The sequence below is a fragment of the Azospirillum sp. P4_B5 genome (genome assembly GCF_056402275.1).
The window spans coordinates 18,483-34,121 of the sequence record NZ_JBFUHT010000007.1 but is presented as its reverse complement, the minus strand read 5'-3'; the positions used below and the strand labels follow the sequence as shown (position 1 = coordinate 34,121).

At 62.5% G+C, this 15,639-nt stretch carries 12 protein-coding genes; 8 read left to right on the top strand and 4 right to left on the bottom strand.

Going from position 1 to position 15,639, the window contains the following annotated elements:
* The first annotated feature begins 17 nt into the window (after positions 1 to 17).
* Positions 18 to 941: a class I SAM-dependent methyltransferase gene (locus AC1DVI_RS07320; protein WP_476957366.1), complete on the top strand. Its 924-nt coding sequence runs from the start codon at positions 18 to 20 to the stop codon at positions 939 to 941.
* A gap of 107 nt (positions 942 to 1,048) precedes the next feature.
* Here the strand turns inward: AC1DVI_RS07320 and AC1DVI_RS07315 are convergent, their stop codons facing one another.
* On the bottom strand, positions 1,049 to 1,819 hold the full coding sequence (locus tag AC1DVI_RS07315) for a CatB-related O-acetyltransferase (RefSeq protein ID WP_476957365.1): 771 nt from the start codon (positions 1,817 to 1,819) through the stop codon (positions 1,049 to 1,051).
* A gap of 431 nt (positions 1,820 to 2,250) precedes the next feature.
* Here AC1DVI_RS07315 and AC1DVI_RS07310 point away from each other — a divergent pair, with 431 nt between their 5' ends.
* On the top strand, positions 2,251 to 3,429 hold the full coding sequence (locus AC1DVI_RS07310; protein ID WP_476957364.1) for a hypothetical protein: 1,179 nt from the start codon (positions 2,251 to 2,253) through the stop codon (positions 3,427 to 3,429).
* A 33-nt stretch (positions 3,430 to 3,462) separates the two neighbouring features.
* Here AC1DVI_RS07310 and AC1DVI_RS07305 read toward each other — a convergent pair whose 3' ends face one another.
* From AC1DVI_RS07305 to AC1DVI_RS07295, 3 genes are all read right to left on the bottom strand, one after another.
* Positions 3,463 to 4,701, bottom strand: coding sequence for a peptidase G2 autoproteolytic cleavage domain-containing protein (locus tag AC1DVI_RS07305; protein WP_476957363.1), 1,239 nt, complete (start codon positions 4,699 to 4,701; stop codon positions 3,463 to 3,465).
* Positions 4,698 to 5,027: an NAD/NADP transhydrogenase alpha subunit-like protein gene (locus AC1DVI_RS07300; RefSeq protein WP_476957362.1), complete on the bottom strand. Its 330-nt coding sequence runs from the start codon at positions 5,025 to 5,027 to the stop codon at positions 4,698 to 4,700. Before AC1DVI_RS07300 ends, AC1DVI_RS07305 begins: the two co-directional genes overlap by 4 nt.
* Positions 5,028 to 5,218: 191 nt before the next feature.
* A complete protein-coding gene (locus AC1DVI_RS07295) occupies positions 5,219 to 7,435 on the bottom strand; it encodes a glycosyltransferase family 2 protein (protein WP_476957361.1) in 2,217 nt (738 codons plus the stop codon).
* A gap of 376 nt (positions 7,436 to 7,811) precedes the next feature.
* Between AC1DVI_RS07295 and gmd the strand changes: the two genes are divergently transcribed.
* The 6 genes from gmd (at position 7,812) to AC1DVI_RS07265 (ending at position 15,602) form a co-directional block, all read left to right on the top strand.
* Complete coding sequence (gene gmd, locus AC1DVI_RS07290; protein ID WP_476957360.1) at positions 7,812 to 8,894, top strand: GDP-mannose 4,6-dehydratase; 1,083 nt, start codon at positions 7,812 to 7,814, stop codon at positions 8,892 to 8,894.
* Positions 8,895 to 9,090: 196 nt separating this feature from the next.
* Positions 9,091 to 9,936, top strand: coding sequence for an ABC transporter permease (locus tag AC1DVI_RS07285; RefSeq protein WP_476957359.1), 846 nt, complete (start codon positions 9,091 to 9,093; stop codon positions 9,934 to 9,936).
* Positions 9,936 to 10,697 (top strand): ABC transporter ATP-binding protein, encoded by a 762-nt coding sequence (locus AC1DVI_RS07280; protein ID WP_476957358.1) that lies wholly within the window; start codon positions 9,936 to 9,938, stop codon positions 10,695 to 10,697. The genes AC1DVI_RS07285 and AC1DVI_RS07280 overlap by 1 nt, the downstream gene beginning before the upstream one ends.
* A gap of 40 nt (positions 10,698 to 10,737) precedes the next feature.
* On the top strand, positions 10,738 to 11,718 hold the full coding sequence (locus tag AC1DVI_RS07275; protein ID WP_476957357.1) for a GDP-L-fucose synthase family protein: 981 nt from the start codon (positions 10,738 to 10,740) through the stop codon (positions 11,716 to 11,718).
* 325 nt (positions 11,719 to 12,043) lie between these two features.
* Positions 12,044 to 14,281, top strand: coding sequence for a peptidase domain-containing ABC transporter (locus AC1DVI_RS07270; protein ID WP_476957356.1), 2,238 nt, complete (start codon positions 12,044 to 12,046; stop codon positions 14,279 to 14,281).
* Positions 14,244 to 15,602 carry an HlyD family type I secretion periplasmic adaptor subunit gene (locus AC1DVI_RS07265; RefSeq protein WP_476957355.1) on the top strand — a complete coding sequence of 453 codons (1,359 nt, stop codon included), beginning with the start codon at positions 14,244 to 14,246 and terminating at the stop codon, positions 15,600 to 15,602. Before AC1DVI_RS07270 ends, AC1DVI_RS07265 begins: the two co-directional genes overlap by 38 nt.
* Positions 15,603 to 15,639: the final 37 nt, after the last annotated feature.

The following is a 15,639-nucleotide window of genomic DNA, read 5'->3' as shown; positions in this document are numbered from 1 at the left end:
ATCGTTCGGAGAAGAAAATGCTCTATGACAAAGAATCTCGCTGTAACGTTGATGTCGTTGAGGCCAGTTTTTGTGAATATAAGGATAAGCATCCGGAAAAATTCGAGAGGCTTGTTCCCTTTTTTGAGGTTGGTGAGAGCGATGAATATATTCCAGGCCCCTTGTCAAAGGAGAGATTAATTTCTCGTGATTTAGAGAGAGCTAGGGGCTTGGCTCCTTGGGGGTATTCATTTGATATTTGCCCAGGAATTTCTACTGATTCTATAGATATTGGCCGACTCGATGACTATATCCGGGCGGAGGGGAGAAATGATTATATCATTCGAATGTCAATGTTCTCATATCTTATGAAGAAATTTTCTGTTGAAGGAAGCTGGTTAGATATTGCAACGAACAGCGGCATTATTCCTCTTATGTTAAGTCATGGGAAAAATTTGTCAGTAACCGGAATTGATATTGGCGAAGTTAATATTGATAAGGCTCAGTTTCTAAAAAGTATTTCTGGTGACCAGAAGTCAAAGTTTTTTGTTGCTGACGCTTATGAGTTTCTAGAAGGAAAGGGCAATGAATGTTATGATTTTATTTCCGCATTAGGGATTTTTTACCACTTGTCAAATCCTCTTGGCCTTCTTCAGCTCATGCATGAAAAGTCAAAGAGGTTTGTTCTGATTGACACGATTATTCACAATTTTGAATTCTCGGGGTGGGTCCAAACTGTTTCGCGGCATGTAAAGTTTTCACATCTTGCGCATGCAAATGATACGCGGAAAATCGTCGAGCTCCACCCGACGTATCGTGGGATGATTGATGCGCTTTATCAGGTCGGATTCGATTCTGTGACTGAAATTCTGCCCAGCGAGGAGCTGCTTCGGAAGTACCCTGGGACAGTGTATGGGACCAGAAATCGCCGAGTTCTTCTTGCGGAAAAGAACCAAGCATAGCTAAAAAAATCTAATTGCGGCTGGGACTCCAGAAGGCCCAGCCGCAATTAGATTCTGTCTTATAATATTATAGGAATATAAATTTTTTAAATTTCTGTTATATATTATTAAGCATTAGCGTTTTTTAAATTTTCTGTAATTCCTTTTACTGTTATTAGATCTGGACGGTAGGACGTTATTAGGTTGTTTTCCTTCTTCTCAATAATCTCGTCAATCGCCCTTTCAGTGTCGGCAAATGATACATCGGTGAGGTCCCAAGGTGCGTAGTCCCACCATTTGATCGAAAGAAGTTTTTCTACAGTTTTTTCGGGAAAACGCAAACGCTTTACAACGGCAGGGTTTCCAACCACTATCGAGTAGGGAGGAACATCTCGGGTGACAACCGAGCAGGCACCGATGACAGCGCCATCACCGATGGTTACACCCATTTTAATAAAGGCCCCATGACCGATCCACACATCGTTTCCAATGACCGTATCCTTCGGGCCGTGCAAATTTGAGTTAGGTTGCGGCGGCACGCTGTAGGAACGGTAGAGATCGGCTTGCGGCCATCCTTGGCCAACCGGAAACCGGAAATCATTCATATATTGAAACGGGCTGGTGCTCAACCAATCCATAGGATGATTCCCGCGTCCGCATTGAATGCTCTCGCCGAACGAGCAATAGCGGCCAATGCGGGCACCAAAGAAATAGCCGCTCACCCCGTAGCTGAAAGCCCCCATGGAACCGCCATAAGCCCAATTCATCCACTGGACATGGCATGGCGGTTCAAACGTCGCGGCCAGCGGTACGTTCGTCATCCCAGGTGTCCAGAAATTCGCAACGCCAGCTTCGGTAAGGGCTTTTTTTAGTTCTTCGGAAACTGGAACCAAACTCATGGGGACGGCACCTTTGCAAGGCTTCAGGACGGAAAGAGGGTAATTCATAAGGAGCATGACAGCAACAGCGAATCGCTAATGTGAAGTTCAAAACGTAAAATTGAACTTTGCATATCATGACGAAAATCTTATCCACATCATAATAGTTGCAGCAATTTTATGAAGTAAAAATTTTTTAATAGATGATTGTGGAGCGTTATTGATCGCCAACATTTGTGGGATGACGGGGCGTATTCGAAATATTACTGGATACGTAGAATTTTGTTTTTTTATCGAGGCAAATATAATTTATTGACGGGTGTGGCCTATTCGTTCAATTAACCGTAAGGTGGTGTTCTGGTAAGGTTTTCAATGTCATGATTCTACGAAGTGCGGGTTTCGACGGCCGGCGTTGCCTTGTCGTATGCGGCATCGAACGGGGCGGAACCTCTATGGTTGCGGTGGCACTGGAAACGCTCGGCGTCTTCATGGGCGAATCGCTGGAGGCGACCGGTGAGGACAATGAAATCGGTATTGCGATCAAAAGCTTGATAGCCGGACGCACCGAAGAAAAGGTCCTGACCATCAAGGACATCTTTGGACGCCGGGATGCCGCCCATCCGGTCTGGGGGTTCAAGATCCCCAACATCTTCCGCACGCCGGAGATCTTCGAGTGGCTCGAGAAGCCCGTCCTGATCTTCATTTTCCGGGATACGATCGCCATCAGTCAGCGCATGAGCAAAGCGATGCGGCGCGATCCGGCCGAAGCCGTGGCAAGCACCGGGCAGCTTCAGGCCGAGTTGCTTGACTGCTTCCTGACGACGCGCTTTCCGGCTTTGGGCTTCTCGTATGAGAAGGTTCTTCATGACCCTGCGAAGTTCGTCGACGAACTGATCGGGGCGCTCGGGCTGAGTCCGACGCCCGAGCAGCGGGACGCGGCGATCGCGAAGATCATGCCCTCACCGGAGGCGTATCTCAAAATCAGCGGAAACGCCCAGGTTGTCGGCCAGTTGGAGCGATTCCAGGCCGGCTACATCTATGGCTGGGCCCTTGACCTGACGAACGAGCACACGACCATCACCGTCCAGATCGAGATCGATGGAATCGTCGTCGGCAACATCGAAGCGAATCTGCACCGTGGGGATTTGCTGGAATACTGCCGTGAGAATTTCCACCACGGCTTCCAGTACAAGGTTCCGGCTTCCTATTACGATGGCGTTGAGCGCACCATGCGGCTGTCCATCAAGGACGCGTCGTCCGTGCGGATCGGTGGCCAGGATCAGGTTCTGAAAATTCCCGCCGTCTTCGGAGTCCTGGAGGACATACTCAATGAGACGCAGCGCGGATGGGTCTACCGGCACGGCCAGTCCGCCGAAGGCCTCACGATCCGGTACAAGATCGACGACCAGGAGGTCGCCACCGTCAAAGCGGACTATCCGCGGGACGATCTCGAGCCGGCCGGGTTCATTGGCGCAGCGGGTGTCTGCGTCGCGCTCGACGACCGCTTTCTGGATGGAAACGTCCACAAGATCGAATTCGAAGTCGAGGGTGTCGATGAATGGGTCATCGAGGGCAGTCCACGATATGTGAGATTTCCAGAGGCGGCCCCGCGAGCCCCGGAGTCCACATGATGTGAACTCCAGGGTCCGGGGACGGGCAAGCGGCTACCGCACCAGCCATTCCTCGACGGCGGGGGAGACCGTGCACAGCTTCATCCAACGGTCGCCCGTGGGCTGGCCCTGGCGGACGCGCAGTTTCCCCATCAGGCCGACAATCGTCCATTCCGGTCGTTCGGCGCGCGGGCGATAAGGCCGGGCCGGATCGAAGGCCGGGTTGAGGATCGGTCGCCGCTGCACCGTCCGGCGGGCCTCTGGAGGAACCGCCGTGTCCTCGGGGATGGCGTCGGCGGGGCAGCGGTGCGGGCGGGTGCCGGGCAGGCCGCCGGAGTCGGCGGCCGGCACCGTTTCCTGCCACTCCACGAGTTCGTACTCTTCGGTCAGCAGGCCGCCGTAATCGTCGCGCCGGTATTTGCCGGCCCAGCAATTCCAGGCGGCGTCGCCGACGATGGTCGGGTTGGCGCCGACCACGCCGACGATGCGGGCGGGCGGGTCGCTGGCCAGTGCCGGACGGATGCGCCCGCCCTCCAGCACCACGGCCAGACCACGCCGGTCCTCGGCGTCCGGGTTGCCGTCGGCCCATTCGAAGAACTCGGCGTAATCGGCGCCCCCGCCGGTCCAAGCCCCGTCAGCGTAGGCGCTGCCGTCGCCCAGGAGTTTGAACTTGGTGTCGGGGGTGGAGGAAACGCCGGCCCGCGCCTGCAGAAACATGAACCCGTTCGATCCCGGACGGTCGGCGTCGAGCAGAAGCGCCTGACTGGCGTAGGCGCCGTGGCTGACATGGGCGCGCATCGCCGGCGAGGCGGAATCGCTGGTTGTCGCCAGAAGGCTCTGGCCGGTGCCGGCCACATGGAGCCGGGCGCTGGGAAAAACCGTGCCGATGCCGACCTTGCCGTCAGGCTGGCCGCGCAGGAACTCCGCGCTGTTGGCGTAGAGCGCCAAGGCATGGTTGCTGAGGTTGCCGAAGATGGTCGCACCGCTTCCGCCGGCGGTGTACCAGCGGGCATCGACGGCGCTTCCGTCGTACAGGCGGATCTGCGGCGTTCCGGCCCGGACTTCCAGGGGAACCGTCGGGCTGCATCCGACGCCCATCCGACCGCCGGCGTCCACCCGGACCCGTTCCGCTCCCCCGGTCGCAATCGCCAGCGTGTCGGCGACGGGCGAGAACAGGCCGGTGTCCGGGTCCCCGGCGAAGCCGACGGCCGCCGCCGCCGCCGAGCCGCCGGTCACCTGCAACGGGGGCAGCGGCTGCGGCACGATCATGCCATGATGATAAGCCCCACTCATGACCGTCCTCCAAAGAAGGACAGCGACACGAGGCAGGCGGCCGGAGCAACCAGCCCCAGGACGGTGCCGGCCTCGACCCGCCGCGCCTGGGGAGCCAGTTCGGGAGCGCCGCCGCTCAGGTCGCTTCCCGTCGGCAGCGCGGCGCCGCCGCCGTACTGCACCCAGAAGAGGCCGGTGGCGTTGAACAGAACACTGGCCGCTTCATTCGGAACGGTGACCGTCTGGCCAACCCCGGCCGTCAGCGCCACGACGTGGCGGCTGGAGGACGGATGCAGGATTGCGGTCGGCAATCCCATATCGTCCTGATAGGTTCGAAATCCTTGCATGGCTTTCTCCCGGCTCGTCGTCGCGAGCACAAAAAAACCCGCTACGGCGAAGCCGGGCGGGGTAAAAAAAAGACACAGTAGGGCCTTGATCGGCGCAGCCTAGGCGGCGCCGCAAGGCTATGTCAAGGTATATTGTCCTAGAAAAATCTTACCATCACCGGAGAAGGCGGATTCCCCCCCGCAAGGGTCTCTTACCGACGGAGCATCGACTCCCCCCAGATATGGCGTGGCGGAAGGGCCAGGCCGGTGAAGGGACGCTTGTCGAGGTTCAGGTTCGGGCTGTAGTGCGGGTCGCGCAGCATGGCGTGCCGCCACCGCGCCCGCATGTGCATCTCTTCCCGGAGCGCGCGGGCTTGGCGGTCGGGTGGGACATCGCGGCCGCGGCTGACCGACTCGTCGTGATAAAGTTCGACATGCGGCGTCCAGACGATCAGCTTTCCGCTTTCCCGGATGCGCAGGCACAGGTCCACGTCGTTGTACGCGACCGGAAGGTTTGCGGAGTCGAAGCCCCCGACCGCGTGGAACGTTTCCGTCCGGCAGAACAGGCAGGCGGCGGTGACCGCGGAATAGTTCCCCGCGACGCTGGTCCTGCCGAAATACCCGTCGTCGTTCCGGTGCGTGTGTTGGAACGCGTTCTCCGCCAGCCCGTCGACGCCGATGACGATCCCGCCATGCTGGAGCATCTCGTTGCGGTACAACAGCTTGGCTCCCACCGCCCCGACCTCGGGACGGCTGAGGATCCCGACAACCTCCTCCAGCCAGCTGGGCGTGATGAGTTCGACGTCGTTGTTGACGAAGCCCAGCACAGCCCCCTTGGCGATCCCCGCGGCCAGGTTGTTCATGTCCGAAAAGTTGAAGTAGGAATCGTAGGAAACCACGCGGATGCTTCCGGTTGCGGATTCCCGCCGCAAATACGCCACAGTTTCCGCGTCCCGGCTTTGGTTGTCGATCACGATGATCTCGTAATTCGGATAGGTCGTGCGCCCGCGGATGCTGTCGATGCAAGTCCTGAGCAGATCGAGCCGGTCGCGCGTGGGAACGATCAGGCTGACCAGGGGACGGGAATGCGGGACGGGCCACCGCACGCGGCGCCTCGCTCCGTTCCCGGCCGCCGCCTGGACGGTTGCGGGGAAGCCGCGGCGATGCAGGTGATTCTGGATGGCGGGGATCCAGCCGTCGGTGCATTGGTCCGCCCCTTTCAGGCGGCTCAGCGTTTCTGGAACATGGACGATCCGGTCGGGCTTGGCGTCCTCGATGGCGGAGACTTTCGCATCCGGGATGGTGAGGGCGGGAGGCTTGCCGGCCAGAAGGCCCGAGCGGACCAGAAAGATCCCGCAGGTGTAGTCCTGCGACAGGAACAGGTCGTAGTTCCAGTCCGGGCGGAACCATGGCCGGATCCCATCCGGGGTTTCCACCTCCGCATCGGCATACAGGATATCGGCGCCGGTTTCGGTGAACAGCCGCAGCGCGCGGTGCAGCGCCCCGGGCAACAGCTGCGCGAAGGAATCGACGAACACCAGGATCTCGGGCTGGTCGGCCAGACCCGGAAGCATGGATATGGATGAGGTGCCGCCGATTATTCGATGGGCGGGAAGGGCGGTCGGCGGGAGGTCGTCCCCGCGCGCGAAGCCGCCGAAGCACATCCGCCAGAATTCATAATCGTGCCAGGGAATGGAGCAGGGATGGCGCGCTTCGACCTGCTGGATGTAGCGGTCGATGACGCTGACCTGCGCCATGATCCGCTGGGAGCTTTCGAGCGGCAGCGCGCGCATCAGCGAATGGAGCACGGAGCGGGGGCCATGGGGGAGGGCCAACACCCGCACCGGGCCGCCTTTCAGGGCAACGCCGTCTTCGGCTTCGATGGTGACCGGGCGTTCCCGGCCATCCGCCAGCTCCGGCGGCAGATGAATTCTGAAGACATGCCTGCCGTTGCCGAAGCCGGCGTCGAGCAGGTCCCCGCGGAATTCATCGGCCGTGGCCCACGCCACCGCCACACCGTCCACGATCGCCTTGACGCGAAGCGGCCGGTCGGGTGCCGCCTGGTCCCAGCACCAACCCTCCACCACCAGGCCGCGGCTGTGCTCGACGTAGCCCTCGACGGTCGGAGCCGTGGCGCGGGCCGGACCGAGCGCCTCGCCGGGCAGCATGAAGTGGCTGTTGGCGACGCGCACGCGGGCCAGATCCCCCTCGTCCAAAGGCAGTGGAATGCTGAATCCGTAGCTTCCGTCGCCGCGTCCGGAGGTGGCCGAAGCGTCCTGCGTCCGGTTGGCGATGCCAAGGGCCCTGACCGTGTCGTCGACAACCACCTCCAGCACGAGACTCATGCCCGGCTGGCGCGGATTCCAGGCCCATCCGACGATGTTGCCGTTCCAATAGCCCTGAACACAGCCTTCAATCGTATCGATCATGCGCACCACGGCTGCTGACGGTTTCCGCCTCGGAGAAAGTATAGGACCTCATCCTCGACCGTAGGTTTGGCGTTTGAAAGCGGCGGGCGATAGAGGTTTTTTCAGACGCCAGTCGTTTTCGGCCAAATTCTCCAGACTGCCTCCGGGCGTTTGGGGGGATGGATTGCGCGCCCTCTCCATGCCATAGGCCGTGTTCTTGGAGGCCGATGAGGACCGGTGAGCAAAAACGTTGAAGTGAGCGGCTGAACCGCGCATTCATGCAGCACTCCGCCATGGAGCCCCTTCGGCGTCGTGAAGGGGGGCGGCCAGGGCCACCCGGTCCGACCCGTGCTGCCCGATGCACGCGTGGAACAGGTTTCGGAAACAGGAGCATGCGTTGAGCAAGGTTGCTTTGATCACCGGGGTTACAGGGCAAGACGGTGCCTATCTTGCCGAGCTTCTGTTGTCGAAGGGCTACATCGTCCATGGGGTCAAGCGGCGCTCGTCCTCCTTCAACACGGAACGGGTGGAGAATCTGTACCGCGACATGCACGAGGAGGACGTCCGCTTCCGGATGCATTACGGCGACCTGACCGACGCGACCAACCTGATTCGCATCGTCCAGGAGATCCAGCCGGACGAAATCTACAACCTCGCCGCCCAAAGCCATGTGCAGGTCAGCTTCGAGACGCCGGAATACACCGCGAACGCCGACGGGCTGGGGACGCTGCGCCTGCTGGAGGCGATCCGTATCCTGAAGCTGGAAGGCAAAACGCGCTTTTACCAAGCCTCCACCTCGGAACTGTTCGGCAAGGCGCGGGAGACGCCGCAGCGGGAGACGACGCCCTTCTACCCGCGCAGCCCCTATGCGGTGGCCAAGCTCTACGCCTACTGGATCACGGTCAACTACCGCGAGGCCTACGGCTTTCACGCGTCCAACGGCATCCTGTTCAATCACGAAGGGCCGACCCGCGGGGAGACCTTCGTAACCCGCAAGATCACCCGCGCCGTTGCCGCCATCCAGTTCGGCCTCCAGAAGACGCTCTACCTCGGCAACCTGGATGCCAAGCGCGATTGGGGCCATGCCCGCGACTACGTCGAGGGGATGTGGCGCATCGTCCAGCAGGACCGGCCGGACGACTATGTGCTGGCCACCGGCGAGACCCATTCCATCCGCGAGTTCGTGGAACTGGCCTTCGCTCACGTCGGCCGCCGGATCGAATGGCGGGGAACGGGCGTGGACGAGAAGGGGGTCGACGCCGACACCGGTGACGTGCTGATCGAGGTCGATCCGCGCTATTTCCGTCCGACCGAGGTGGACCTGCTGCTGGGCGACCCGTCCAAGGCGCGGGATAGGCTGGGCTGGACGTACAGCACCAGCTTTCCCGACCTCGTCCGCGAGATGATGGAAAGCGACCTCGCCCGCTTCGGGCGGGAGGGGCCTGTTCATCTTGCGGACGAAGCCGGGCGCCGGGCCTGATTTCGGGCTCTCCGCCCCTCTGGGGCGGTCCGGCGCGTTAAGGCTGTGAAGCCACTGACGAACGGAGTATACAGGCCGCCGTTCGGTTGGCTTCGTTCCGGAGTTCGCGTGGTGTTGTCCAGAGCCTCCTCGCCGTGGCGCTGCCTCTGTGCGGTCACGGCTTGCACCCAAGGCGCCTGCAATGACGAGTGAGAGCATGACCGCCCCCCGGATGCGCCGACGCAATACGGATGTCTATGATTCCGGGGGGCGCGGCCAAGCGGAGCGGGCCTGGGAAGACCTGCTGGAGGGCGGCCGGCGTTGGCGGCTGTGGAGCAAGCTCGGCTGGCACGACATCCGCAAGCGCTACCGCCGCTCGGTACTCGGACCCTTTTGGCTGACCCTCAGCATGGCGGTCATGGTGGCCAGCCTCGGCCTCATCTACGGCACGCTGTTCCGGCTCGACCTGGAAAATTACTTGCCGTTCCTCGCCATCGGTCTGGCTACTTGGACCTTCATCGCGTCCTTCCTCAACGAAGGCTGCACGAGCTTCATCGACCTTGAGCCGCTGATCAAAAATGTGCGCATCCCAATGTCTCTGCACATTTTGCGCGTGCTTTGGCGGAACCTGATCATCTACGCCCACAACATCGTCATCTTCGCGGGGGTGGCGGTGGTCTTCGGGATATGGCCGGGGATCGGGGGCATCCTGCTCGCCGTGGTGGGGCTCGGGCTCCTGCTGGTGAACGCCGGCTGGATCATGCTGCTGTGCGGTATGATCTGCACGCGCTTCCGCGACGTGCCGCCCATTGTCGCCAGCGTGATCCAGCTCCTGTTCTTCGTGACGCCGGTCATGTGGAAGCCGGAGTTGCTGGGGGACCGGCGCTACCTGATGGCGCTCAACCCCCTCTATCATCTGATCGAGGCCATCCGGGCGCCGCTGCTCGGCCAGCTTCCGGGTTGGGAGAACTGGGTGGTCGGCCTGCTGTTCGCCGCAGCCGGCTGGGCCTTCACCTTCGCTGTCTTCGCCCGTTTCCGCAAACGCATCGCCTACTGGCTCTGATGGCTTCGATACATCTGAACAACGTCTCGGTCGATTTTGTGCTTTACCAGGGAAGCGCGCGCTCCCTGAAGAAGACCCTGCTGCGCTCCTCCACCAGCGGCGTGCTGAAGCACGACGCCCATCACCGGGTCACCGTCAAGGCGTTGAGCGACTTCTCGCTGACCCTGGAGCATGGCGACCGGGTGGGGCTGATCGGCGGCAACGGCGCCGGCAAGACGACGCTGTTGCGCGTGCTCGCCGGCGTCTACGAGCCGACGGCTGGGCGCATCCGTGTCGACGGGCGCGTCACGCCGCTGTTCGACATCGGGCTCGGCCTCGATATGGACGCGTCGGGCTACGATAATATCCGGATGCGGGCAGCCTATTTCGGAATCGACGCCGACGAGGTCGAGCGGAAGATGGACGACATCGCCGCCTTCACCGAACTGGGCGATTATCTCAACCTGCCGGTCCGCACCTATTCAGCGGGCATGACGCTCCGCCTCGCCTTCGCCGCGGCGACCTCCGTCGATCCGGAAATCCTGTTGATGGACGAGTGGCTCGCTGTCAGCGACACGAGGTTCCTGGAGAAGGCCCAGCGCCGGGCCGAGGGGTTCGTGAGCCGGTCCAGCATCATGGTAATCGCCTCCCATGTCGAGGACGTGCTGAAGCGGCTGTGCAACAAGCTGCTCTGGCTTGAGCGCGGCACCATCCAGCGCTTCGGGCCGGTCGACGAGGTCCTGGCGGCCTATCACGCCCAGAGCGTCGAGAGGCTTTCGTAAAAGAACTTTGCTCGACCCCTGCGTCGAGAAGGTGGGATGCATGACCACGGGCGCGGATTTTTCCCTGCATGGCAAGCGGGTTTGGGTCGCGGGGCATCGCGGCATGGCGGGGGCGGCCATCGTCCGCCGGCTGGAGCGGGAGGCGTGCGACATCCTGACGGTCGGCCGTGACCGCGTCGACCTGAGCCGCCAGGCCGAGGTCGAGGACTGGATGGGCGAAGCGCGGCCGGACGTCGTCTTCCTGGCCGCGGCGCTGGTCGGGGGCATCCAGGCCAACAACAGCCGTCCGGCCGAATTCCTCTACGAGAACCTCGCGATCGAGACCAACGTCATCCACGCCGCCAAGCGGGTGGGGGTGCGCAAGCTCGTGTTCCTCGGCTCCTCCTGCATCTATCCCCGGCTGGCGGCGCAGCCGATGCGCGAGGAGGCGCTGCTCACCGGTCCGCTGGAGCCGACCAACGAGTGGTACGCGGTCGCCAAGATCGCCGGCATCAAGATGTGCCAGGCCTACCGCCGGCAGTACGGCTGCGACTTCATCGCGGCGATGCCGACAAACCTCTACGGTTATGGCGACAACTTCGACATCGCGCAGGGTCATGTCGCCGCCGCCCTGATGGTCCGCATCCACCGGGCCAAGGAAGAGGGGGCCGACAGCGTCGAGCTGTGGGGCGACGGCAGCCCGCTGCGTGAGTTCCTGTTCGTCGAGGACCTGGCCGACGGGCTGGTCTTCCTGACAAAGAACTATTCGGGCGAAGCGCACGTCAACCTCGGGTCCGGCCACGAGCTGTCCATCCGCGGGCTCGCCGAGTTGCTGGGCGCGGTGATCGGTTACCGGGGCGATTTCCGTTTCGATCACTCCAAGCCGAACGGGGCTCCCCGCAAGATCATGGACGGCAGCCGGCTCCAGGCGATGGGCTGGAGCGCGCCGACCAGCCTGCGCGACGGCTTCGAGCGGACCTATCGCTGGTATGTGAAAAATTTGGGCTCCGGGACGCTGCGTGGCCTTCCGGACAACCGCTGAGCGCGGAGCGGGCCCGCGGGAACCCATGGCGCGGGCGGCGCGGGTCCGCTATTTGATCCTCGCCCAATCCAACGAATTCCCTGATAAACCGGGGGGGTACGGGTGTACGGAAGGAGTGGCCTATGCCAAGCGGCATCATCAATAAATAGTTATAAGCGCAACTTTGAGGGCATCGCCCTACTGAGTTCGCTCGAATTGAGCTACACAAGTGCGGTGCTTGAGTCCGATGTAGGTGGTACAGTACAGTCCCACCTCCGGATGAGCCGCCGGTCCAGCCACCGGAACTGCGGCTGGTAACGACGAGCGACTGGAACACAGGGGCCAGATGCAGAGCAAGACCGCCATCGATCCGCAAAGCGCCTCAGCCGAGGCGCCGCGGGCCACCAGCCTCCACGCGCTCGCCATTGTTGCGCGCCATCATGGGCTGCATCTTTCGGTCGACCAGATAAGGCGCGACTACGCCATTGAAAGCGGCGAGCCGCCCACCCGGCTGCTGCTGAAAATCGCCGAGGAGAACGGCCTGACCGTCCGGTCCGCGACGTTGCGCTGGAAGCATCTGGCGCGCCTGGAGAAGGCGCTGCCGGTTCTGCTCCGCCTGCGCGACGGCAGCACCATGGTCCTGGTCTCCTTCCGCAAGGACGGCGACGCCCCGGCCGCGATGCTGCAGGACCCGCTGAGCGCCGACCAGGCTTGCATCGCGGTGGACGAGCTGCGGCTCAGCTCCGTGTGGGACGGCGACGCGATCTTCGTCAAACGCCGCCACCGGATCAGCGACCAGGAGCGGCCGTTCGGCTTCGGCTGGATGATCGGCCAGATCCTGCGCGAGAAGCGGATCTTCCGCGACATCGGCGTCTCCGCCTTCGTGCTCAGCCTGTTCGCGCTGGTCCCGCCGATGGTCTTCATGGTCATCCTGGACCGCGTGCTGGTCCACCAGCGCCTGTCCACGCTTTACGTGCTGGTGGGGATCATCCTCTTCGTGCTGCTGTTCGACACCGTCTTCGGCTATCTGCGCCGCTATCTGGTGGCGATCGGCACGGCCAAGGTGGATGCAAGGCTCAGCACCTACATCTTCGACCGGACCATCGGCCTGCCGATCGACTTCTTCGAGCGCACGCCGACCGGCGTGATTTCCTACAAGCTGAACGAGGTCTGGCGCATCCGCGGCTTCCTGACCGGCCAGCTGTTCGGGACGCTGCTCGACAGCATGACGCTCATCGTCCTGATCCCGGCCATGTTCATCATGAGCCCGCTGCTCGCCTTCCTGGTGCTGGGCGTGGCGTTCCTGATGTGCCTGGTGGTGGCCATATACATCGGTCCGCTGGCGCGGGCCTACGCCGACGTGATCAAGGCGGAGCAGCGCAAGGGCTCCTTCATGATCGAGGTGCTGCACGGCGCCCGCACGGTCAAGTCGCTGGCGCTGGAAGGGCGCAAGCGCTTCGACTGGGATGTGCGCGTGGCCGAGGCGGTGCGCGCCAACACGAAGATGCAGCTGCTCTCCAACCAGCCGCAGACCATCCTGCAGCCGCTGGAGAAGCTGATCTACTCCGGAACGCTGGCGGTCGGCGCCTATCTGGCCCTCAGCGACGGCGGTTCCGCCTACGGCGGCATGCTGGTCGCCTTCAGCATGATCGCCAGCCGCGCGACGCAGCCCTTCGTCCAAATCGCCTCGCTCATGCAGCAGTTCCAGGAGGTCCGTGGCGCCGTCGCCCAGGTGGCCTCGGTGGTCAACCAGCCGCAGGAGCAGGGGCTGGGGCGGCAGGGCGTCCGCCCGGTGATCAAGGGCGAGCTGAGCTTCTCCGAGGTGCGCTTCCGTTACCCCGGCTCGCAGAACCCGGCGCTCGACAACATCTCCTTCGAGGTCAAGTCCGGCCAGGTCATCGGCATCATGGGGCGGTCGGGGTCGGGCAAGACCACCGTCACCCGTGTGCTCCAAGGCCTCCATCAGAACTACGAAGGCCTGGTCAAGATCGATGGCGTCGACCTGCGCGAGATCGACCTCACCCACCTGCGCTCGAACCTGGGCGTGGTGCTGCAGGACAACTTCCTGTTCAACGGGACCATCCGCGAAAACATCATGGCCGCCAACCGCAGCGCCTCCCTTGAGGAGGTGATGCGTGCGGCCCGGCTTGCCGGCGCGGAGGAGTTCATCGAACGCCTGCCGCGCGGCTACGAGACGATGATCGAGGAGGGCTCGGCCAACCTGTCCGGCGGTCAGCGTCAGCGCATCGCCATCGCCCGCGCCCTGCTGGTCGACCCGTCGGTCCTGATCCTCGACGAGGCGACCAGCGCGCTCGACCCCGACAGCGAGGCGATCATCAACAACAACCTGACGCGCATCGCCCAGGGCCGGACGATGATCGTCATTTCCCACCGCCTCGCCTCGCTGGTGAACTGCGACCAGATCATCGTGATGGAGCGCGGCAAGCTCTACGACATGGGCAAGCACGACGAGCTGCTCCAGCGTTGCGACGTCTATCGGCATCTTTGGTTCCAGCAGAACCGCCACCTTTCCCCGGGAAGCACTCATGACCGCGCTCCTCTTACGCCGGCCGCAAACTCCTGATCGGGCTGCCGAGCAGGTCATCAACGATTTCCAGGGCGAAACTGCGGAGATCACCGGCCGGCCCGAGCCCGTCGTGGCGCGGGCCGTCGTCTGGACGCTGGCCGTCATGGTCGCCCTGTTCATCACCCTGGCGTCGGTGACCAAGCTCGACCGTGTGGTGACCTCGACGGGGCGCATCGTGTCCCAGTCGCCGACCATCGTCGTGCAGCCGCTGGAGATCTCGATCATCCGCAACCTGAACGTCCGCGCCGGTGAGACCGTGCGGCGCGGGCAGGTGCTGGCCACGCTCGACCCGACCTTCTCGTCGGCCGACGTCGCCCAGCTCGGGCGGCAGGTCGCCAAGCTGACCGCCGAGATCGCCCGCATGCAGGCGGAGGCCCGGAACGAGGCCTTCACCGCCGGCGGCAACGATCCGGACCGTCTGCTGCAGGAATCGATCTGGCGCTACCGTCAGGCGGAGTACACGGCCAAGCTGGCGAACTTCGAACAGCGCATGGCCACCCTCCAGGCGACGATCAAAAGCAACCAGACGGACGCCGAGCATTTCCGCTCGCGCCTGAAGATCGTTGGCGAGATTGAGACGATGCGGCAGACGCTGGAGAAGAACCAGACCGGCAGCCGCCTCAACTCCCTGATCGCCAGCGACACCCGGGTGGAGACCGAGCGCAACCTCGGAAACAGCGAGAACACCATCCGCACGGCTTCCCACGACCTGGAGGCGCTGCGCGCCGAACGCGAGGTTTACATCCAGCAGTGGCGCAGCAGCTTGCTGACCGACCTGTCGACCCGCCAGATCGATCTGGAGCGCGCCCGCGAGGAGCTGGCGAAGGCCCAGCGGCGCCGGGAGCTCGTCGAGCTGCGCGCCGTGGACGACGCCGTGGTGCTGGAGGTTGGGAAGTACTCCGTCGGTTCGGTGGTCGAGCAGGCCCAGCCGATCTACACTCTGATGCCGCTGAACGCGACGCTGGAGGTGGAGGTGGAGATCGCCGGCATCGATCAGGGCTTCGTCAAGCCCGGCGATCGGGTGCAGGTCAAGCTCGACGCCTACCGCTACGTCGAGCACGGCATGGCCAAGGGCGTGGTGAAGACGATCAGCGAGGACTCCTTCACCAAGCGCGAGGACCAGAGCCAGGTGCAGCGCCCCTTCTACCGGGCGCGGATCGAACTGACCGACGTGTCGCTGCGCGACGTGCCGGCCGATTTCCGTCTGGTTCCCGGCATGCCGCTGGTGGCCGACATCGTGGTCGGCGAGCGGACCATCATGTCCTATCTGGTCGAAGGGGCGCTGAGAAACGGTTCGGAAGGCATGCGCGAGCCCTGAGGGCCGCGCCGGCTGCAAGGAAAGGGTGTGGAGGCCG